Source organism: Parafrankia colletiae (assembly GCF_001854655.1).
GTDB classification, from domain to species: Bacteria; Actinomycetota; Actinomycetes; order Frankiales; family Frankiaceae; genus Parafrankia; species Parafrankia colletiae.
In genome coordinates this window covers 15,167-36,433 of sequence record NZ_MBLM01000126.1, presented here as the reverse complement: position 1 = coordinate 36,433, position 21,267 = coordinate 15,167, and the positions used below count along the sequence as shown (strand labels likewise).

The following is a 21,267-nucleotide window of genomic DNA, read 5'->3' as shown; positions in this document are numbered from 1 at the left end:
CCCATCCGCTCCAGACACGCCCTCATCTCACCTGGTGTCCCCGGGGAAGGCAGGACGCCCAACATATCTTCGTAGCGAGCTGGTCAGGTGTCGATATCCGTCGTCAGTGAACAGATCTACGCCCGCTATGCTCCTGAGGGAATCGGGTATTTCGCATGGTTCGAGGCGGGTGGGAATGATGAATTTATCGCGGCTTTCCATCATTGGGTAAAGTGTTTCTGTAAGAATTCGTGACCAGCTGTCTGTGCTGTTTCGGGATAGCAGGATGATAACTACGCGGCTTCCGCGTAGTGCGTTCTCGGTCGCGGTCTGTGTGTCCTGGCCTTCCGGTGCGTCGGCCAGGTCGATGTCGTCGAGCCAAGGGGAAAAACCGTCTCGACGCAGCTGCCCGTACAGGCTGCGGGCCCGGTCGATGTCGGACTGCGCGTAACTGATGAAGAAACGATCATGGCCTGGGTAGGTGGGCGGGTGTGTGGGACGCTTCCGAGCACTAGTCCCCACATAGCGGTCAACCAGATCCCGCAGCACTGCGTTCGCCGGGTAGTCGGAGCTCGCCGCGGTGAGGAGCCTTTCGTAGGGCTCCTGGACGATGCCGGCCTCCATGTCGTCGATGATCGAGGACCAGAGCTGGAAGGAACTGGTGGAGCTCCACGACGGAGTCTGACGACGAGGAATTCCGATCCGGCGCAGGAGATTATCCACCGAAGCGGGCATGATGAAGATCATCGAAAGCTCGCTCACTAGCAGATCGCGGTCTTCTGATGAAAGCCGGACCCGGTCGCCCTGCGTCTGCCGGCGAGTTGCCGCCGTCGAGGGCTGCGTATACCTCGGTGGGTCGGAAGGCACACCTCCTGGTGCCGGCCTGACATCCCGCTCCTCCACTCCTTCCCGAAGATCGACGAAAGGTTCCGTCGGCAGGGCCGGCGGGAGAATTGACGACCAACCAACCTGCCCCTGCCAGGCGGGCGCGTCGGCGCCGGTCGACTCCYCGGCCTGTGATGAGCTCAGGTCGGGATACTCCTCGGCCGCGTCGGCGAGTCTGTCGACGATTTCCCGGGCGGAGGGGCGGCGATCGGGTTTCCCGTCAGACGCACGGGTGACCAGCGCGTCAAGCTCTGTGAATCCGGAGTTGGGATGGGGCTGGCCGCGGYGGCTTCGCTGCCAGCCGGCCGTCGTCCGCAGGACAAGATCCGCCCAGCCATAGATGTCGGCGGATGGCTCCAGTGGAACGCGCCTTCGAGCCTCGGGGCGGAAATGTGGCCGCGACTCCGCGTCGTTGCCGGGCGTGCGGCTCCCGATCAGGCCGGCAGAATGCATGCGCACCAGCTGGAACCGTCCCTCGTGGGACCTCGCCGCGCCGGAGCTCAGATGGCCGTGGACCAGCCCAGCAGCGTGGACCGCAGCCAGGGCACGCGCAAACTGGTAGGCGAACCGGAGCCGCCAGACGGCGTTTCGCGGTGTCTCGCTCTCGTAGACCATGTCGTCGAGCCGCTCACCTGGGGCGAAGTCGACGACGCAGTAGGGCGGATCGTGGTCGGCGTAGGCGTGGACCAGCCGGGTCACGAAGGGGCTGTCGATGGTGGCCCAGGGTCTGCTGATGGCACGAAGGTTGTCGGCAAACACCCGCGCAGGTCCGCTAGTGGCGATCTTCACGACTGCCAGGCGTCCTTCACTGACCCGGGTCAGGAAGATCGGGCCGAGTTCGGTCCTGTCGATCAGCCCGAGGAACGGGAACGGGCCGATTCCGCGTGGATCGTCGGGGCCTAGCGGCCGCACACCCGCCGGCAGTGTCGGGCTGAGAACGTGCCAGGGCTCACCGGTAGCGCGGACCCACACCGGCCCCTCGACCGGCACAGTGACGAAGCCAGGCCGGGGAACGGCCGCCACCGCCTGGGGCCGTTGAGCCGCGAGCAGCAGGGCGAGTGCGTCGAGCAGCTTGGCCCGTGCCTCCGCTGCCTCGGAGCCGTCGGTATCGGCGCCGGTCGCGGCCTGGGCCGCGCCCCCTGCCTGTGATTCCAGAGCCCGCCCCACTGTTGAGGCGTCGATGACGACTGTCGGAACGCGGGCCGTGGCACAGAACTCCAGTGTTTCCGCTGCCCGCCACAGCGCGAGCGGTCTCCCGTCTGAGAACAGAGCAAGGACGGACGACTCGGTCTCCAGCGACGCCACGTCCAGCTCTGCCGCGTCGCGTCGGGAGACGGCGAACCCGTGCTCCCCGAGGAACCTCGCGACGGCATCGATGCGGTCGGTACGTCTGGTTGCCGGCAGCTCGATCACGAGGACTCCTGGCCGATGGTCGAACTCGGCGGACGCGGTGGTCTCGCTGTCGAGCCAGGGCAGCGGCTCGGAAAGCGGCCGCGGTGCCAGAAGGTCGAGGACGACCGGGTCGGAACCGGGGGCGGTCAGTTGATGGGCACCCGGGACCGGAGGGCAGCTCAGCTCCAACTGGCCACCGGCGAGCCGTACGCCGACCTCGACCCTCGACCCGTCGGCCGACAGATGTTCCAGCAGCCGGGTCGCGGCGGCGTCGGGTGAGACGCCGAGGGACTGCCCGACCTGCCGCTCGGCGAAGGCAGCCAGGAACCTCGCTGCCTCGCTGTAGGCGAGAACCGCCGGTGGCAGCCGAGGCAGCGCGCGTGCCGCCCACCTCGCGATGTCTTCCCCGAGTCGCGGATTCGTCCTGTCCCGCAGATCGAGGAACACCTCGTGCAACGCGCCGTCGATCGTCCGGCGGGAGGCACCTCGCAGTCCGAGCCAGATCAGCTGTTCCTCGGTGCGTAGATAGCGCCCCGCACCGTCGGCGTCCCGGACCCGTTCCAGCAGCCCACGGGCCTGCTGTGCATGGGCGCGGTGCCGGGGTGGCCGGTCGAGCAGGTGGCGGCGCAGCGTCGGCAGCATGCCCTCGTCGAGCAGGAGCATGTCCCCGCTGGCCTGGGCGACCAGGGGCCCGAACCACAGTGCGGCCTCCGCTGAGGCGGGCAGGYCGGGGTGCAGCTCCTGCCGGAAGACCCGCACCAGCCGAAGGTCGACAAACGCCGCAATCGACAGGCTGGCCGCCAGTTCGAAGGCGTCCCGCTCGACGGCTGTCACTCCTGCCGTCGTGCCCATCGGCTCTGGCTCCGTCATCGGGACACCCGGATCGCGTCGTGAACAGTGGTCGACTCATCCCAGGGAAGAACGGGCAGCTGCGCGGTCAGCGCCGGGTCGATGTCGCGGCGAGCGCCGGGGACGAGCGCGAGCGGCCGGCATCCAGCGCGGCGGACGGTCGTGACGAACTCGGCCCATTCCTGCGGTGGCGCCGGCGGCGGCGCCCAGGGATGGCCGCCGCCGAAGTCGGTGACGACGAGCACCGGTGTGCCCGGCGCGGGAGGTCGGTAGCGGCCCCAGGGCCGCATCCCTGGCCCGGCGCCGGAGATCGGACACACGGCAAACCGCAGCACCTCCACCCGCGGCCCCAGGACGCGGCGGAGCTGCTCTGGAAGGGCCCGCAGGTCCGGGAGGTAAGGACGCATCGCCGGCGCGAGATCGAGGAGAACCTGGACCCCGCGCCGGTTCGTCCGGACGCGGCGCCGTGGAAGCGCGGTCAACGGCTCAAGACGGGCGAGTGCCGTGACGATCGGGGCAAGGTCGAGGTCGCCGTCCTCGGCCAGCATCGCCAGTACGGTCGCGATGATCACCCGGCTGGAGCGGGCCGGAAACAGCGGCGGCACACCGGGGAGAATCCTGCCGACGCCGGTCCCGGCCTGGCGGCTGCCGGTGGTGTCGTCAGCTCGGTCGACACCTGCGCCGTCGCTGCCGACGCTGCCATCGCGCCTGGCCGGCCACCAGGCAGGCAGATCCGCCGCCGTGTCCTGGCGGAGGAGCCGGGTCCAGCCTGATGGCTCGGTCGCGGCACCGGCCGTGCTGGCAGTCGGATGGTCCTGCCGCACGCTGCCAGGCTGTCGGGACAGCTCGATCTCGGGGATGGGATCCGGCGCGCCGGCGGATGTGCGCTCCCGGTCCGAGGATGTCGTGGCGGGCAGCGGGGAAGCGAGACCGAGCAGGCGGGCCGCCGCCTCCACGGTCTCGGCGTCCTCGCACCGCAACCGGCCGAGAACCCTGATCACGTCCGCGGCGAAGACCGCCGGCGACCGGCTCGTCATCACTCCTCCGGCCTTGCCCACTTCGCCAGGGTGAGCCTCTTGACCAGGAACCATTCGTCCTTGGCTCCGCGCGGCGTGATGCCGAGCCGGATCGCGGCGCGCACGGCGTCGATGTACTCGGCGGTGCCCGGCGGGCGGTCGCCTTCCCGCTTCGCCTCCTTACGGGCCTGGCTGGTGATCGCGGCCACCTCCCGCAACAGGTCGTCCGGACCGTCCGGGAAGTGGCGCCGGCCGATGTCGACGAGTTCGTCCTCGTCGGGGAACTGCAGCGTGAGCACCACGCATCGACGCAGGAACGCCGGCGGCAGATCGCGCTCCTCGTTGGTCGTCAGCACCACCAGCGGAGGAGCATCCGGTCGTTCGTTGCGGACGGCATACCCGCCGAGGTCCGTCACCTCGAAGGACAAGGTTCCCAGCGGCCCGAGGAGATCATTGGGAACGTCCGGCTCCGCCTTGTCGATCTCGTCGAGGAGCAGCACGCCGCGTTCCCTGGGCTCCGGCGCGGGCACACCCACGAACTCGGCCGCATCCCTCGGCGCGAGTGCCCGCCAGAACACGCCCGGGCGGATATAGGAGCGGAGCCCGTCGTCGGCCTTCCGGCCGGCGCCGGCCGGCCCCGCCTGCGCGTCACGCAGCCGGCGGACGGCGTCGAACGTCCACTGCAGGTCCTGTGCCCGGGTGCGCGAGGTGACCGTCGCGGCCTGGAAGTCCCAGCCGGTCTGTTGGGCCACAGCCAGCGCGAGCATCGTCTTTCCGCAGCCTGGCTCGCCCTGGACGAGCAGCGGCCGCCCGGCGGCCAGCGCCACGTTCACCGCGAGCCGAGAATCCCTGGTGAAGCGGTAGCCGCCGACAGGCACGTGGTCGCCGACGACGGATTCCGGCTGCGGCGCGGCGAGCGCTGGTCCGGGCTCACCGAAAATTCTGTGGTAGCGGTAGTCGTCAGTGTCGGACACGCCCCATGCCTCTCCTGGCCCTCCGCAGCGAACCCGCGATTCTGGGTGGGCTGCCGGCCATGCGCCGGTAAAGCTTCTCGTAGGTGTGCTGCGGAGTGCCGTCGAACGCCTCCAGTTGGCCGATGCCGTCGATCCGCTCGCCGTCCGGGTCGAGGATGACGAAGAACAGCAGCTGTGCGTAAAGCTCGCGCAGCGTCGCGAGTTCGGCGTCGGCTTCGGCCCAACCACCGGCGGGCACACCGCCATCGGGTGCGACAGCATCGGGTGCACCGGCACCGGCACCGGCCTCGCCGGCGATGGCCACACCGTTCGGGGGCCGGCCGCGGCGAGCATCACGCAGGCGGGGCCACAGCACCGCGATCGGGCTGTCGTCCCCGTCCTCGTACAGTGCGGCACGCAGGGCGCGACGCAGGTCGTCCTCGATCTTCTGGCTGATGTCCGGCTCCCTGTGGTCCAGCTCGCCGACGAGATCCATGACCTGGTCCCAGATCTGCTCCCCGGGCCCGCAGCGCTTGCCTACGCCAGCGCCGTCGGGGTCGGGGTAGTCCGTAGGAAAGAAGTCGACGACGCGTGGGGGCACCGGCTTGGCCCGCGCGCGGACAAGGTGCCAGTAGGCGTACCAGGGCTCCCTCGCCCGGATCGTCACGGCCGGCGCCGGGCCGGGGCCGGCCAGGGCCGGGAAGTCGGCATAGAAGGCTGCCAACGAGGTGAACGCGCCTAAGGGAACGGTACCTTTGAAAGGAAGCACGAGATCGGCGACATCCACGCGTTCCGGACCGATGTCAACGGCCTCGAAGAAGGCATCGGCTATGCGCTCCAGGGCGAGATCGTCCGCGTAGATGCGGTCCGCGGACAACATCGCGATCGTCGACCTTCGGCCTGCGTCGCCGAAATCGGCGGGGGTGACGGCCCTGGTCCGTCCGTCGCGTTCGTCGACAACGACGCCGAACTCCTCCGCGAGGAACCTGAGCGAGGCTGCCGGGCACGTCTCCAGGAGGGTGGAGACCCTGGCCCGCAGCGAGCCGAGCTGCCGCCTGGCGGGCCGTGCCGACTGGTAGGTGCGGAGCGGAACCTCGCCTGGCGATCTCTTCGGGGGGATCCAGGAAATGTCCCTGGAGCCGCCCTTGCACAGCTGATCCCAGCAGCGGACACCTTCCACGTCGTCCAGCGTGTCGAGCAGGGTGATGGGCGCGACCGTGAGTGTCTTCACGCCCTCGGGCGGAAGGTGTTCCATGACCACCCCGACGACGCGGTGAGCACCGCCGTCCGAGGCGAAGACGACGGCTCCGGACATCCCGCTCCACACTGACTCCGCCCGTCGCACACCCGGCTCCGGCGCAACCTGGTGGGCTGCCGGGTGCCCGACGGCACCCGCCGGTCGCGGCCCAGCTCCATGTGGGGTCTTCGTCAGAACGTCCAGTGCCAGCGTGCCGGTATCGAGGTTGTCGCCAGGCGGGATCCTGCCCAGGACGTGCACCGTGTTCGGGAAGCCGCCGACCCGCTTGAAGGTGGGGAAGCCGATCGCCCAGCACCTCTCCACCGGCAGGGGCGAGTCTCTGTTCAGCCGCGCGAAGGAGACCTGGTCGCACAGCGGGAGAAGCTCGTCGAGCAGTGTCTCGTCGATCGTCAGCACGGCGAGGTCGACCTGCTCGCTGCCGACGAAGAACGGGGATGCGGGGATCTCGTCCACCGTTCCGACCAGGCGCACCGCCAGGCTCTGGCCGAACTGGAGTTCCGTCTGGTAGTCCAGACTGTGCGCGCAGGTCAGGACGGTCGAACGGTTGACCAGGTATCCAGCGCTGCTGCGTAGGCGGGCAGGCCGACCAGGGCCGAGGTCGAAGCGGACCTCGACAGTGCGCATGGTGCCGACCTGAGCGGGACGTTGCATCGGGGATGTGCCGGCGGGGGTCAGGGCAGCTGCAGCGCGGGTGCCTCGGGACGTGGTTTCAACGGGGGGTGGGTCTCCGCGCTGATCTTTGTGGGAAGCGGATTGCCGGCTGCATCGACCGGCGAGCCGAGGCTGATGGTGATCTTCTGGATCTCCTCCTGAGCGTACCTCCCGCCGGCGCCGAGCCCGATCAGCCAGAAGCGGATACTCGCCGCGGAGTCCACGGAGGCGGTCACTCCGACCTGCAGCTCGATGGTGACATCCTTGATGGGGAAGTAGAACGGTGCGCCAGAGGCCGCTGCATCGGCCTGGGCCTGGAGAATCTCCCTACGCAGCGCCTCGACGGAGTTCGCCAGCGAGAGCCGCTCCGCAGGTACCCTCTTCCGTCTCCACATGACATCCCCCGAGGTCACAGGCCGGTTGACGGCAGAACGTCGGATCGACGCGGTCGTCCAGACCGGAGTTTCACTGAATTCTGCCAGAGTGACGTCGACACCCGCGGGGGTGGCCCGGCGGCGACCGTCCTCCAGGTAATGCGGGTCCGCATCCATACTGGCCGACGGTCCGAGCCACGGCACCCCGGAGCAGCGGGTCGCATCGGCAGTCGGGCCCATACCGGCAGGATTGTTTGYTGTTTGACAAAAAATGGGGAGCGGATGGAGTCGGAGTGCCGGCAGGCACTGCGGGGAGTCGGATACTTCTTTTCTCGATCGCACTACTGCCCTACCGTGAGACGAACACTCGTGCTGGTTAGCCAGATTCCCCAGGAGGCTGCAATGATCGAGTCTGTCGGGCTGGCAGTCGCGGCGCTGTTTGCCGTACGGGCGACGGAGGCCTTCGGTGCCGGTGCCGGTGAGGGTGCCTGGGGGTTCGTTCGTCGGCTCGCGGATCTGGTTCGGACCAGGTTCAGCTCCGATCCGGATGCCGGCGCTGCTCTGGACGAGCTGAGTGCGTCTCCCTCGGACGCGGCGCGGATCGAAGCCGTCGCAGCTTTCGTGCAAGGGTACGCGGACGTCGATCCGGGTTTCGCGGCGGAACTGGAACGGCTCATCCGCCATGGTGCAAGCGATCCCGTCGCAGGCCGCTTCGTGACCGAGATAACCGGTAACGCGAGTGTGGGAAAACTTGTGAACATCGGCGAGGTAACGGGCGATGTCAGCTTCTGAGGATGATCCGGCCAGTGAGATCGACGTAGCCGTCGCTGCGAGCCTTCTGTCCGAGTCCGCTGCCGAGCCCGGGAATCACTCGGTGCAGGTGTCGGTGGGCGATGCCGCAGCTGTGGAGAAACTGACYGTTATCGGCGCCGTCTACGGTGACGTCACGGTAGGATCAGTCGACGTTGCCCTGCCGCCTGGTCTGCGATATGGGGCGTCGCTGGTGAAGGGAGATGGGGCGCAGGTGCAGCGCCGCGCACTGTTGAAAAATATCGCGTTGGGTGTTGGGAACGCGATTTCGGTGAACATGTGGGAGGCGCTGGAACTCGTCCAGCGAGACGTCGAGGAAGGCCTCGCCCAGTCGCTCGACAGCGCTGCTTCGCCGCAGGCCTGGGACGCTGTCGCAGAGAGCCACGCGCGCTCCTACGCCGTGAGCCCGCCCGTCCCTCTGATGCGGGACATCCTGATCGACATCTCGGATCTGCAGTACGCCCTCGGCAATCTCCGCTCGCCGCAGCCGCGGAGGCAGCTGGTCCGCTGCCTGGGCCAGCTGGCGGCGCTGATAGCTGTGCTGGCTGACGACATGGGTGAGAGCAGGGTGTCGCGGAACTGGATGCGAACCTGCCGGCTCGCGGCCACCGAGGCGGGTGATCGGAACCTGGCGGCCTGGAGCCTTGCTCGGGAGGCGTTCTTCTTACTCCACTACAGCGAATCGCCGCGGCGGGCCGTCGAGCTCGCTCGGGCGGCCGCGGAGCATGCCGGGTCAGCCCRGTACGCCGCCGCGGTCATGGCGCCGACCGTCGAGGCTCGCGCTCTCGCCAAACTCGGCGACGAAAACGGCGCCCTCGCCGCCGTCAGGCGCTCCGAGGACGTGTTCGGCGCGGTCGGCGACCCGGAGTCCGGCGGCGTCTTCGGCTGGACGGAGCAGCAGCTCTGGTTCAGCGCAGGCAAATCCCTGACCACGCTGGGGATGGCGCAGCTGGCGTTCGAGGCGCAGGACCACGCCATCGACCTCTTTCCGCCGGCCGAGGTGCTCGATCCGGCCCTTGTCCGGCTCGACCGTGCACAGGCTCTCATCCGCAACGGTGAGGTCACGGACGGGTGCCGGCTCGGAATCGAGATACTGCAGGCCCTCCCGGCGGACTTCCGGTCACCGCTGATCGGTTCGTGGGCGCACGACGCCCTGCTGGCGATACCTCCAGCCGACCGCCGCCTCGCCGTCGTCCGGGACTTCGGCGAAGCACGGCGAACGTTTCTCGGCTGACAATTCAGCCGTTGACGACATTGGCAGGCGTGCCCGCGAGGTAGGCCGCGATGTTCGCGACGCAGACATCGCCCTTACGGCTGATGGCCTGGTCGGTGTAGAAGCCGATGTGCGGCGTCAGGATCACGGTGGGGAGCGCAGCGAGCCGCGCGTCGGGGAACTCGCTGTCGTCCAGTGCCGCGCCCGCGATGACACGCGCCGCCAGTGCGTCGGTGAGGGCCACCTGATCCACCACAGCCGCACGGGACGTGTTGATGAGGTACCCGGTGGGCTTCATCAGGGCGATCTCGTTCCTGCCGATCAGATTTCTGGTCCGGTCGGTCAGCGGTACATGCAGGGAGACGATGTCGCTGGTGGCCAAGAGCGTCTGCAAGGGAACGAACTCGACCCCCAGGGCCGCTGCCCGCTCCGCGCTCGGGTTCAGGGCGTGCGCGACCACGCGAAGCCCGAGCGCCTTCGCGAGCCCGGCGACCTCRCCGCCGATGTCGCCGACCCCGACCAGCCCCAGCGTCTTCCCAACCAGCTCGGAACCCCGGAAGGGATGCCAGTCAAAAGCACCGCTGCGTACCGAGCGGTCCGCCGTGACTATCTGCCTGGTCAGACTGATCAGAAAGCCTGTGGTCAGCTCCGCGACGGCCCGTCCGGCGTAGGAGGGGACGTTGGTGACGAGAACTCCATGCTCGCGCGCAAACGCGGTGTCGACGTAGTCGTAGCCGGTGGCCCACACCGAGATCATGCGGAGCCTGGGAAGCGCCCCGAGTTCCGCCGCCCCAAGGGACGTCCACCCGAGCACGGCGATGTCGGCGTCCGCCAACCGGCGGACAGCCTCCTTCGCGTCGGCCGGATTGTCACGATAGGTCTCGACCGAACCGAGAGCCGCCAGCCGGTCGTGCTGAGTTTCGGAAAGCTCGACTTCATCCAGAACGACGATGTTCATCGTGGTCGACATCCAGTAGGTAGGAAACCTGCCCGGTCACAATCTGACACAGACCCTACCGCTGCAGTGTTCCTGCCTCCGCGGGTTCGTCCCCACGGGTTTGTCCGCCGGCCGGCTGCCGCCGGTTCAGCTGTCGCAGCCGGTGCCGTCGCCGTCCCGGTCCAGGTCGAACGGGTCGGGGGCGTGACGCGAAGCGGCCCGCGGGCATAGTTGGGCCCGTTCCCCTCCCCACCTTCGCAGTCGTAATCGCCGATGCCGGTGCGTAGGCAGACGTCCGGATACGACGAGTCGCAGCCGGCGCGGGAATCCGCCGTGGTCGGCGGTGCGGGCCGCGGCATGGGAGGTTCGGGTACCCGCGGCGGATCCGCTGCCACGGGTGGCGCCGGCGCCAGCACCGGAGGAATCGGCGCCGCGGAGGCCACTGGCGGAACCACGGCCGCCGGTACCGGACGGGTCGGTGCCGGTACTGGCGCCGGTGGGGGCTAGGTTGCGACAGGCTGCGGCTGGGGCGTCGCAGAAGAGTGCTGGATGTCCGCCGCCGGTGGCTGAGACGTCGGCGGTGGCCCCGCAACAGAGGACTCTGCGAAGGAGCCCTGGGTGGCAGGGGCAGCCGACGTGGCCCGGGTCGCCTGTGCGGCCGGCGCGTTGGGACCTGTCTGCGAGATGGACGTCTCCAGGATGCCCGCCGTCGCCGCGGGTCCAGGTGTCGACGGACCATGCCGTCGGCGCTCCGAGTCGGCGCGAGCAGCGGTCTGGGTCGCTCCGACGTCGCGGAGGCCRCAACCACCGACCTGTCCGCGCCAGATGTCCCACCGTCGGCGTCCTCCGTGGGCATGAACGCGACGCACACACCGAAGACGACCATGGCGGTGACCGTCACGCCCGCGGCGGCGCGGCGGCTGCGGATCCGCGCCCACACGAGACGACCCCGGGCCAGCGCGACCAGACCGACGACAAGGACAGCGAGCGACCCGAGCCCCAGGAAGGCAAGAAGGGTGGTCACAGCCCCGTGCCACCTTCACCGAAAAGCGGCCGGGGCCTGGCACGTATGCGCCGATCGTCCAACGTCGTCAAGACCCGAGCTCCCAGGGAAATCACTGTCAGACTATGGCGGTGACAACATACCCTTGTCCTGCGACGGCGGTGCAGCGACATGCCGCCCGGTAAAATTCGGTCCGGGAGGCGCCCATACCCATTTCGCTCGACCGGATCCAGAATCCGTCATGTACTCGAAGTGCCCGATTGACCGGCAGTCCGCGATATCGTCCCGCTTTGTCGGTATRCCCGCGGTGCCGCCTGCTGCGGAAGTGGTGACCGTGCCCGACATCACCGCTCGGCGAGCGCGGGTTGAGTGCGCGAACCGCTATTTGCCGGCCGGCAGAGGTGGGCGCTCCTGCGTCGCGGTCGGATCAGACGCCTGACGAGGAGTCCCGCTCCAGCCCTGCCACGTCCACACGCACAGAGCGCCGGCGATGCAGGCGAGCCCCATCGCGAAAAACGCGATCGATACCCAGTTGTGATCCTGCGGGAAAGGCTCAATCTGGAGCAGGGTCAGGCCGGAGAAGAGCAGCGTCCGGCCGAGCGAGGTCGACCTCGTGGCCCTGCTGCGGAAAGAACGACCGCGGACCGTCTCGACGAGAAAGAAAACGGCGACCAGGCCGAACACCGGTGCCAGGACAATGGAATCGATCACCAAGTAATTATGGCAGGCCGACAGTGCCCACGTACGGGGACGACGGATTCCGGGGCGGAAGCTTCCACCCCGGCTCTCCGCGCTCATCCGGGCGGCTGGGGCAGGCGGGGCGCGCCTTCGGACGTCGATGGTCACCGGGTGCGGCCCCCTGGAGGGGGATCCTCACCAGGTGGTTGGCTAGTCTCCGGCGAGCCGGCGGTGACGCGGGCGGGACCGTCAGTGCCGGAACCAGGCGGGGGCGTTCCGGATACGGCAGCAGGGGGAGAGGCGCTGTGCTCGATCGCGGGTTGCTGTTGAAGGACCTCCAGCGGCAGGTCAAGCTCCTGGAGCGTGACCTGAGTGCCCAGGTCGACGAGCTTGCCGAGGTCGGGCAGCGGCTGCGGGCCGAGTACGACCGGGCATTCAAGGTCGGCCGGACGGCGGCGACCTGGTCGGCGTGGCTCGGCGAGCGGGTCACCCAGGCGGCGGCCGCCTGGGTGCTGGGCACGGTGTTCGTCCGCTTCTGCGAGGACAACGGTCTGATCGGCGACCCGTACCTGGCCGGCCCTACCACCGCCCGCCTCACCCTGGCCGAGGAGCGGACCGAGGAGTTCTACCGACGCAACCCGGACAGGACGGCACGCGACTGGCTCCTGGCCGGTTTCGGTGAGATCGCGGCGGTGCCCGTCGGCGCCGGACTGTTCGACGAACGGCACAACGCGCTGTTCCAGATCCCGCTCACCCACGACGCCGCCAAGGAGCTGCTCGGCTTCTGGCGGCGTCGCACCGAGGCCGGCACCCTGATCCACGACTTCACCGACGACACCTGGGACACCCGCTTCCTCGGCGACCTCTACCAGGACCTTTCCGAGGACGTCCGCAAGAAGTACGCGCTGCTGCAGACCCCGGAGTTCGTCGAGGAGTTCATCCTCGACCTGACGCTGGCCCCGGCCATCGAGGAGTTCGGCTACGACGTCGTCAAGGTCATCGACCCGACCTGCGGCTCCGGCCACTTCCTCCTCGGCGCCTTCCACCGCCTCCTCGCCGAATGGGAGAACAACGCCCCCGACCGGGACGTCTACGAACGGGTCAAACTCGCACTGGACGCCATCCACGGCGTCGACATCAACCCGTACGCCGCCGCGATCGCCAAGTTCCGCCTCGTCATCGCGGCCCTGCGCGCCGCCGGCCTGACCACCCTGGACTCAGCGGCCAGCTACACGTTCCCGCTGCACGTGGCCATCGGCGACTCCCTGATCAAGCACCGCCAGCTCGACCTGTTCGGCGACGACCACGACGAGCTCGCCGAGTTCTCCTACGCCACCGAGGACCTCGCCGACCACCCCGGCATCCTCGAAGAGGGTCGCTACCATGCTGTAGTCGGTAACCCGCCCTACATCACCGTCAAAGACAAGAAGCTCAATGACTTGTATCGAAGTATGTATGACGCTTGTGCTGGCGCATACGCACTTTCTGTTCCCTTTGTGCAGCGGTTCTTTGAACTCGCATGTCGAGGCGACATTCAAGGGCGAGGCGCTGGCGGGGTGGGTCAGATTACCGCAAACTCATTCATGAAGCGAGAATTCGGTAAGAAACTGATCCAGGAATTTTTCGCTGTCAAGGCTGAACTGACGCATGTCATTGACACCTCCGGTGCCTATATTCCCGGTCACGGTACCCCGACCGTTATACTGATCGGGCGGTGGAACCGAGATAAACGTTCAGGTACTGTCCGCGCTATCCTGGGGATTCGGGGTGAGCCGGCTGCGCCAGTGCAAGCGAGTAACGGACTAGTCTGGAAAGCGATCATAGATCAGGTTAGCAGGCCGGGATCGGAAAGTGAGTGGGTGACAGCTGCAGATCTGCCGCGTGATAGATTGCATGAATACCCATGGAGCTTGGCGGGGGGTGGTGCGGGTGATCTTCAATCTCTCGTAGAGGCTGCTCCGGTAGCTTCCCGTGTACTCGGTAACAGTGCCGATTCAATTGGCTTTATGGCGGTAACCCGTCTTGATGACGCATACTTCGCTCCGCCGGCGGCAAGTAGGCGGTGGGGATTGTTGGACTGGGTGCGGCCAGTAGCGCGAGGGACCTGCGTGCGTTCCTGGTGGGTGGAACCCGAAGAGGTGGCTGTCTTCCCGTACGGTGCTGACGGGCGGAGTGTGGCTCCGCCCGATGCGTTGGTCAGGCACCTGTGGCCAAACAGAATTCTACTCGCAGGGCGGCGTGCATTGGGGGGGACCCCGGAGGAGCGCGGGCTCCCCTGGTACGAGTACTCGGACTTTCATCCAGATCGATACTCCGGCAACCGGGGCATCGGATTTCCCTTTGTTGCGACGCACAGCGAATTTGTGAAAGTCTCAAGTGAGACGCTATACATTAGAACCGCCCCCGTGATTACTCTCCCTTCCGGGGTATCTGAAGAAGAGTGCCTGCGGTTGCTGGGGGTATTGAACAGCTCGACGGCGTGCTTCTGGCTCAAGCAGGTCAGTCACGACAAGGGTAGCCAGGGCGTGAATGAGGGATTCAAGTCACAGACCTGGGAGCGATTCTACGAGTTCACAGGCACCAAGCTGCAGGAGTTTCCGTTGCCGGCGGAGTATCCGTTGGAGCTGGYGCGGAAGCTGGATGCGTTGGCACAGCGGTTGACGGCGGTCGGGCCGGCGGCGGTGGCGGCGGAGGGGGTGCCGACGCGGGCACGGCTGACGGAGGCACAGGCGGAGTGGGGGGGTACGCGAGCGCGGATGATTGCGTTGCAGGAGGAGTTGGACTGGCAGGTGTACCGGCAGTACGGGCTGCTGGCTGACGAACTGGTCCTGCCGATGGGCGAGGTTCCGGAGATCAGGTTGGGGGAGCGGGCGTTCGAGATCGTGCTGGCGCGGAAGATCGCGGCCGGGGACGAGACGTCCGAATGGTTTGCGCGACACGGGTCGACGCCGATCACCGAGGTGCCGGCGCACTGGCCGGCGGAGTACCGGGCGCTGGTGGAGAAGCGGATCRGGGTCATCGAGAACGACCGGAACATCGGGTTGATCGAGCGGCCCGAGTACAAGCGGCGGTGGGCGACCGAGGGGTGGGAAAAGCTCCAGAACGCGGCCCTGCGGGACTGGCTGCTGGACCGGCTGGAAACCCGTGAGCTGTGGTTCGCGGACGTCGACGGGATGGTGCAGCCGCGGCTATGGACCACCGGGCGGCTCGCCGACGAGCTTGCCGCCGCCGCGGACTTCGTCTCCGTCGCCGAGATCTACCGGCCCGGTGAGGAGCTGCTGAAGGTCGTCGCGGGGCTGGTGGAGGACGAGCACGTCCCGTTCCTCGCTGCCCTGCGCTACAAGGATTCCGGGCTGGTGAAGCGGGCCGACTGGGAGTCGGTGTGGGATCAGCAGCGGGCCGAGGATGCTGCGCCCACGCCGGAGCAGGCGAAGGAGATCCGTGACGCGATTCCGGTGCCGCCGAAGTACGCCCAGGTCGACTTCCGTAAGCCCAGCTACTGGCGTGCCCGGGGGAAGCTCGACGTCCCGAAGGAGCGGTTCATCTCCTATCCGCACGCGGGGCGGGAGAACGACCCGACGCTGCTGATCGGCTGGGCCGGGTGGGATCACCGGGAGCAGGCGCAGGCRCTGGCGACGTTGGTCGTCGAGCGGCAGGACAACGAAGGCTGGGGTGCCGACCGGGTCACGCCGCTGCTCGCGGGTCTGCGTGAGGTGATGCCGTGGGTTCGCCAGTGGCACAACGAGGTCGATCCGCTCTATGACGGGTCGCCCGCCGAGGTGTACGACGCCTTCCTCGCCGAGGCGATGGGCCGGCACGCGCTCACCGCCGAGGCCCTGACCGGCTGGCGCCCACCGGCTGCCACCCGCGGCGGAGGGGCGAGAAGGAAGGCGCCGCAGCCGAAGGCCTGACGAGGCCCACCTTCACCGCCGACGAGACAGCCGTGGGGTACGCCATCGGAGTGCACGCCGCATCGCGGTTCGCCCGGACCTACCGGCTTCCCGTTCCGGTCAGCGCAGATCGTCCATGAGCCCGGCCGCGCGACTGCCCGCCGCCCTACGGGGCACGGTCGAGGTGCTGTGGGACTACCACGACCTGCACCACGACCCCCGCTCCACCGACGTCGGCATCGGGCTGGGCAGCCACGACCTCGGCGTCGCGACCTGCGCCGCCGCTCTCTACCACCGCCGCCTGTTCCCCCGGATCGTGTTTACCGGCGCGAATGCGCCCACGACTGTCGAGACGTTTCCCCGGGGCGAAGCGGTGCACTACCGCGAACACGCCGTGGCTCTGGGCGTCCCCGACGAGGCTGTTCTCCTGGAGACGACCGCACGCAACACCGGCGAGAACATCACCCGGACCCGCAGCCTGCTCACCGCCCACGGCATCGCACCCGGATCCGTCACGCTGATTTCCCGGCCCTACCAGCAGCGCCGGGCCTACGCCACCTGCCGCCGATTCTGGCCAGACGTCTGCGTTCGATGCGCGTCGCTGCCGACCACCCTGGACGACTACGTAGCCGGTATCGGTGACGTCGAACGCGTGGTCGCCATGATTGTCGGCGACACCCAGCGGATCTGGCTCTACGCCGAACGCGGCTACGCCATCCCTCAGCCCGTGCCCGACAACGTTCGCGATGCCTACCGCGAGCTCGTCGAAGCCGGCTACACCAGCCGCCTCGTCGCCTGACCGTCAACCGAAGCCGGGTAGCCCGTTCGCCCGACCCCGCCCAGGGGGTCGGTCGCCGCTGCGGAGTTTATTTCTTGCCTTGAAGCAAGTATCTGCACTGTTCTGCGTCCTGGCGCTCCTCGGTGGCGGTGCGGGAATGGCGTACTGCCATTTCCGTGAATCCCCGCACTCCGGGATGGCTGACGACGTACCGTGGATGTGAAGTTCGGTGGTGTCAGGCGTGCCGTCGACAGAAGGCTGATCGCCGCCGAAGTGCTTGAAGCTGCCTGGGCTCTCGTCGTCGCAGGGTAGTCCGGGCTTCCGGGAGTCCGTATGGGCAGCGAACGCTGGCTCTGTCCATCCCCGTGGCCTGCGAGAAGAGTGTTGCTCGCCGCCAGCAGGGCTTCGGAATGCTGGTTCCCGCGAGGTTTGTCATGTCTGGATCCTCGTCCCAGCCTGGAGTTTTTGAGGTGATTCTGTGAGTAGGGTCCCCGGTCACAGTGCGCGCTGCGAAGACGCTAGGGAGCCAGAATGTGAATGTAAGTTCTGCGGTGGATCCATGCACAACGTGCGTGGCTTTGTCGACCTGTCTCGCGGGTCCGCGGAGGAGCGTCGGGAGCGGCGCGACGACATCGGGCGCAAGCTTGTCTGGAAACCTGGAGGGCGGACTCTCAAGGAGGTGGTCCCAAACCAGAACGGGGTGGTGAAGATCTGTGTCGTCGACATCGCCGAAGGTGTGGCCGCGAGCTCTCGCAGTGGCGGAACCGGCCCGGGCGTCCAAGCTGAGGGTCTGGAGGGTTCTGGCCCGGATGTCGATCAGGTCGAGGYGATGGCCGATCTGCTGGCTCGGGATGTCTGGCTGACGGTCAGGGATGATCTTGACGAGGTGGCCAGAAGGTCCGGGCTGGATCCGGAACAGGTTCGTATCGGTCTGGCGAACCACGGCTGGTGCGATCTGATAGTCGGCATTGTTCGGGTGATGGAGGTGGCCAACGGAGTCATGGGAAGGGTTGAGAACAGAGCGCGATCGGCCATCGTGTGGGCGATAACGCAATCGTCGATGCAGAGTGGACGTCAACWGGTCGTCGAGCAAGTCGTCGAATTTCTTGTCGACAAGGTGTGGTCCGCCTTAATCGAGGCGCTCAAACGGGCCGCGTCGCCCCTGGACGCCCTGACGAACGAGGATCTTCTTCGATTACTGCGAATTATCGCCGTGTTCATCTGCCCGGCACCCGCGAGACATTTCGAGGTTCGCAGGTACGCACTCGAACCGCTGGGGGAGGACGCCCGAGGCTACCTGACCGACCAGACCAAGGAGTATCTCGGCCAGGTGTTCGTCGACTGGACGACGAGGAAAGCGTGACCCTTTCTGGCCGCCCTGTGTGGCCTTTGTGGGGTCCGCGAGCGTGACCTCTGCATGGTCGTGCTGGAGTGGCCTTGCTGGGTCTCCTCATGGCGAGCGAGGGACATGGCTTCCACAGCCATTACGATCAGCGGCGTGTCGCCTGTGTCGCGTGGACGTAAGCCGAAGAAGAGCAGCAAGAAGCGGTCACCTGGGCGCCCGGGTTCTGGGCAGCCGCGGCGTGCGGCCGGGGCGCGAGCCGGCGCGACCGCGCGGGATGCCCCCGGGTCGGAGCCGCTGCGAGCTGAGGAGACGCCGGGCTGGTTTCTACCGGCGATCGACGAGACTCTCGCGGGAGCTGATGTCGTCCTGGCAGCCGACGGGCCGCGCGCCCTGGAGGAGGCGACGTCGCTCCTGCTCGGCAGGCAGCTGCGGCGGGCCGTGGACGAGGACGCCGTCGGGTGGTTCGACTGGTGGCTCGTCGAGCTCGTCGGCGGGCTGGCCGTGCGGATTCGCGGCGAGCTGGGCCGGGGCGGCGCGGGGTGGGAGGCGCCGTGGCGGCTGCTGTTCGGCATCGCCTCGATCGCGGTGCCCTCGCTGGCGTCCAGGGCACTGGCCGCGGCCCGTGGGCTGCTGGCAGACGTGGTCCGGGCGGCCGATCAGCCGGGCTGGCTGCACGAGATGGCTGAGATCGCCGCGACGGGTGAAGTCTGGCAGATGAGGGACGCGTACGGCACCCGCCTGGCGGTGATCGCCGGCTTCGCCTACCCGGAGACGAAGGATCCGTCGGTCTTCCTCTTCGACGTCGATGCCTGCGGCGACATTCTCGTCGTGAACGCCGGCTGCTATGACGAGGTGTCCCAGGCTGCCGCCGCCTGGCGGTCCCTGGCCGGTGAGTCCGCCGACGGTGCGCAGCTGCGGCCGGTCACGAGTGCGGATGAGCTGCTGTGTCTCGTCCACGCCGACAAAGACGACCTTTACCTGAGTGGACGTGAGTCGGATTCAGCGCTGGACAACTGGTACCGGGTGATGCGCCGCCTCGTCGACCTGGAAGTCGCGTTGGCGAAGCGTGGAATGCCGCTGCCCGCCCGAACGTCGCTCTTCGGGGGCCACGACACGGCACCGACGATCGCGGCCTTCACCGCCTGGTCGATCGACCGCCACGGCCAGCCTCCGGAGACCGCGGCGGTCGAGGCCCTGGCCGGCGAATGGTTCGACGGATGCCTGCCGGGAGCCGAGCAGGCCGCGTCACCGCACCGGGTCCGCTACTTCCAGGAACTGATGGGCGACTGGGTCGACGGCGAGGTCACAACCGCGGCCAAGGCCCTGTTGCCCGACTGGGTTCGCTGGAACTGCGAGCGGGCCGGCACCCCCGAACACCTCGCCGCCCTGTCCATCGCTGCCGCCGAGGCGGAGCCGGCACCGTTCGATCGGAGCGGGTCGAGCTGCGCCTCGTGATCCCRATGAACTGAGCCCCGCCGCGCCCGCCCACCGCCGCGCCCACGGCGCCGCTGTTCTCCCAGGAGATCGTCGGGCCGACGCGGTGCCTGGCTGTCACTCCGTCGCAGTCGTTGTGGCTGCGTAAGGTGTCGGTTCAGGTACGTCTGTGTCATCAGTGCGGGGAGGGGGAGTGTCGATGACCCRCAGGTTCAACACCGCCGGCCCGTGCCGGCCGGGTATCGACTACATGATCCCGGCCGCGTCCCGGCTGCCCGAGGCGCAGGGCCTGATCGACCAGGAGGGGTACTTCGTCGTTCATGCGCCCCGGCAGACGGGCAAGACGACGACGCTGGAGGCGCTCGCCCGGGAGCTGACCGCCGCTGGCCGGTACGCGGCGCTGCTGTTCTCCTGCGAGGTCGGCCGCGCGGCCGGCGATGATTTCGGCGCCGCCACGCGCGGGATCCTCGACCGGATCCGGGCAGGTGCGCAGGACGCGCTGCCGGCGGAACTGTGCCCACCGCCGTGGCCGGAGGCGTCCGACGGCGCGTTGCTCGCGGAGGCGCTGACCGCGTGGGCACGGGCGTGTCCGCGGCCGCTGGTGCTGTTCTTCGACGAGATCGACGCGTTGCGTGGGCAGAGTCTGATCAGTGTGCTCAGTCAGCTCCGGGACGGTTACCGGGGCCGCCCCGACGGTTTCCCCTCCTCCGTCGTGCTGTGTGGCCTGCGTGATGTCCGCGACTATAAAGCCGCTTCCGGCGGTGACCCCTCGAGGTTGGGAACGTCCAGTCCGTTCAACATCAAGCTGAAATCTTTGCGGTTGGGAGATTTCACCGCCGACGACGTGCGCGATCTTTACGCCCAGCACACTGTCGACACCGGTCAGGAATTCGCTCCGGAGGCTCTCGCCAGGGCATTCGAGTTGACGGCCGGCCAGCCCTGGCTGGTAAATGCCCTCGCTCGTGAGGTCATCGAGGAGATCGGAGTTCCGGTCTCCGAAGCTGTCACGGTAGATGATGTGGAGTACGCGAAGGAACGGCTCATCCTGGCCCGGGCCACGCATCTGGATTCGCTGGCGGCCCGGCTCGCGGAGCCTCGGGTACGCCGGGTTCTCGGCCCGGTGCTCGCCGGGGATGTCCTGACGATCGAGCCCTATGACGACGACATCGCCTACCTGCGCGACCTGGGCCTGATCGCGCCGGACCCTCCCGTGCGGGCCGCCAACCCGATCTACCGGGAGGTGATCGTCCGGGTTCTGGCCAGCCGTATCCAGGAAAGTGTCATCGCGGATCCCCGGTCGTTCATCCGATCGGACGGAACTTTCGACCTGCCCAGAATGCTCACGGAGTTCACCGAGTTCTGGATCGAGCACGGTGAGTTCCTCACCTCCCGCGACTACTACCACGAGGCCGCACCGCAGCTGGTTCTCATGGGTTTTCTGCAGCGGGTCGTGAACGGCGGTGGTTACGTCGACCGCGAGTACGGTGTCGGTACCGGCCGCACGGACCTGCTGGTCCGCTGGCCGTACACCGGCGTGGACGGCACCCGCCGCCTCCAGCGGGAAGCCCTCGAGCTGAAGGTGTGGCGTGCGGGCCGTTCCGATCCGCTGCGCGCCGGCCTGCGCCAGCTCGACGGCTATCTCGATCGTCTCGGCCTGGCGACCGGGGTTCTCGTGGTCTTCGACCAGCGTCCGAACGCTGCCGACATCGTCGAGCGCACCGCCTTCAGCACCGCGACGAGCCCCGCCGGGCGGACCATCACCCTCCTCCGGGCGTAGCCAGCGGGACAGCGGAACCGCCAGCGGACGTCAGCGGGGCGGTCG

General features: G+C 68.0%; 14 protein-coding genes. 7 read left to right on the top strand and 7 right to left on the bottom strand.

Annotated features, from left to right (window positions below; genetic code table 11):
• Nucleotides 1–27: 27 nt before the first annotated feature.
• The 5 genes from CC117_RS19125 to CC117_RS19105 are packed head-to-tail and all read right to left on the bottom strand — an operon-like array spanning nucleotide 28 to nucleotide 7,378.
• Nucleotides 28–3,126, bottom strand: a complete 3,099-nt coding sequence (locus CC117_RS19125; RefSeq protein ID WP_116287838.1) for a toll/interleukin-1 receptor domain-containing protein — start codon at nucleotides 3,124–3,126, stop codon at nucleotides 28–30.
• Complete coding sequence (locus CC117_RS19120; protein ID WP_071086090.1) at nucleotides 3,123–4,142, bottom strand: hypothetical protein; 1,020 nt, start codon at nucleotides 4,140–4,142, stop codon at nucleotides 3,123–3,125. The genes CC117_RS19125 and CC117_RS19120 overlap by 4 nt, the downstream gene beginning before the upstream one ends.
• Entirely contained in the window at nucleotides 4,142–5,095 is a 954-nt protein-coding gene (locus tag CC117_RS19115; protein WP_157905422.1) for an AAA family ATPase, read from the bottom strand. The genes CC117_RS19120 and CC117_RS19115 overlap by 1 nt, the downstream gene beginning before the upstream one ends.
• A complete protein-coding gene (locus CC117_RS37480; protein ID WP_071086087.1) occupies nucleotides 5,082–6,956 on the bottom strand; it encodes a serine protease family protein in 1,875 nt (624 codons plus the stop codon). Before CC117_RS37480 ends, CC117_RS19115 begins: the two co-directional genes overlap by 14 nt.
• 47 nt (nucleotides 6,957–7,003) lie before the next feature.
• Complete coding sequence (locus CC117_RS19105) at nucleotides 7,004–7,378, bottom strand: trypco2 family protein (protein WP_131803096.1); 375 nt, start codon at nucleotides 7,376–7,378, stop codon at nucleotides 7,004–7,006.
• A gap of 348 nt (nucleotides 7,379–7,726) precedes the next feature.
• On the opposite strand from CC117_RS19105, the gene CC117_RS19100 reads away from it, so the two are divergent.
• A complete protein-coding gene (locus CC117_RS19100; RefSeq protein WP_131803095.1) occupies nucleotides 7,727–8,149 on the top strand; it encodes a hypothetical protein in 423 nt (140 codons plus the stop codon).
• Nucleotides 8,136–9,401: a hypothetical protein gene (locus CC117_RS19095; RefSeq protein ID WP_131803094.1), complete on the top strand. Its 1,266-nt coding sequence runs from the start codon at nucleotides 8,136–8,138 to the stop codon at nucleotides 9,399–9,401. Before CC117_RS19100 ends, CC117_RS19095 begins: the two co-directional genes overlap by 14 nt.
• A 4-nt stretch (nucleotides 9,402–9,405) precedes the next feature.
• Here the strand turns inward: CC117_RS19095 and CC117_RS19090 are convergent, their stop codons facing one another.
• A complete protein-coding gene (locus tag CC117_RS19090; protein WP_084132393.1) occupies nucleotides 9,406–10,350 on the bottom strand; it encodes a 2-hydroxyacid dehydrogenase in 945 nt (314 codons plus the stop codon).
• 1,351 nt (nucleotides 10,351–11,701) lie between these two features.
• A complete protein-coding gene (locus CC117_RS19085; RefSeq protein WP_131803093.1) occupies nucleotides 11,702–12,034 on the bottom strand; it encodes a hypothetical protein in 333 nt (110 codons plus the stop codon).
• A gap of 269 nt (nucleotides 12,035–12,303) precedes the next feature.
• Here CC117_RS19085 and pglX point away from each other — a divergent pair, with 269 nt between their 5' ends.
• From pglX to CC117_RS19060, 5 genes are all read left to right on the top strand, one after another.
• Nucleotides 12,304–15,909 carry a BREX-2 system adenine-specific DNA-methyltransferase PglX gene (gene pglX, locus CC117_RS19080; protein ID WP_071086075.1) on the top strand — a complete coding sequence of 1,202 codons (3,606 nt, stop codon included), beginning with the start codon at nucleotides 12,304–12,306 and terminating at the stop codon, nucleotides 15,907–15,909.
• 115 nt (nucleotides 15,910–16,024) lie between these two features.
• The gene (locus tag CC117_RS19075; RefSeq protein WP_071086073.1) at nucleotides 16,025–16,687 is read left to right on the top strand and encodes a YdcF family protein; all 663 of its coding nucleotides are present in this window, start codon (nucleotides 16,025–16,027) and stop codon (nucleotides 16,685–16,687) included.
• 538 nt (nucleotides 16,688–17,225) lie between these two features.
• Complete coding sequence (locus tag CC117_RS19070; RefSeq protein ID WP_071086071.1) at nucleotides 17,226–18,029, top strand: hypothetical protein; 804 nt, start codon at nucleotides 17,226–17,228, stop codon at nucleotides 18,027–18,029.
• A gap of 144 nt (nucleotides 18,030–18,173) precedes the next feature.
• Entirely contained in the window at nucleotides 18,174–19,466 is a 1,293-nt protein-coding gene (locus CC117_RS19065; protein WP_071086068.1) for a hypothetical protein, read from the top strand.
• A gap of 178 nt (nucleotides 19,467–19,644) precedes the next feature.
• Nucleotides 19,645–21,222: an ATP-binding protein gene (locus CC117_RS19060; protein ID WP_071086066.1), complete on the top strand. Its 1,578-nt coding sequence runs from the start codon at nucleotides 19,645–19,647 to the stop codon at nucleotides 21,220–21,222.
• Nucleotides 21,223–21,267 lie beyond the last annotated feature (45 nt).

Bases quoted from the DNA above. Each gene is read 5' to 3' on its own strand.
- CC117_RS19120 (WP_071086090.1), bottom strand. From the start codon at position 4,142: ATGACGAGCCGGTCGCCGGCGGTCTTCGCCGCGGACGTGATCAGGGTT.
- CC117_RS37480 (WP_071086087.1), bottom strand. From the start codon at position 6,956: ATGCGCACTGTCGAGGTCCGCTTCGACCTCGGCCCTGGTCGGCCTGCC.
- CC117_RS19075 (WP_071086073.1), top strand. From the start codon at position 16,025: ATGAGCCCGGCCGCGCGACTGCCCGCCGCCCTACGGGGCACGGTCGAG.
- CC117_RS19105 (WP_131803096.1), bottom strand. From the start codon at position 7,378: ATGTGGAGACGGAAGAGGGTACCTGCGGAGCGGCTCTCGCTGGCGAAC.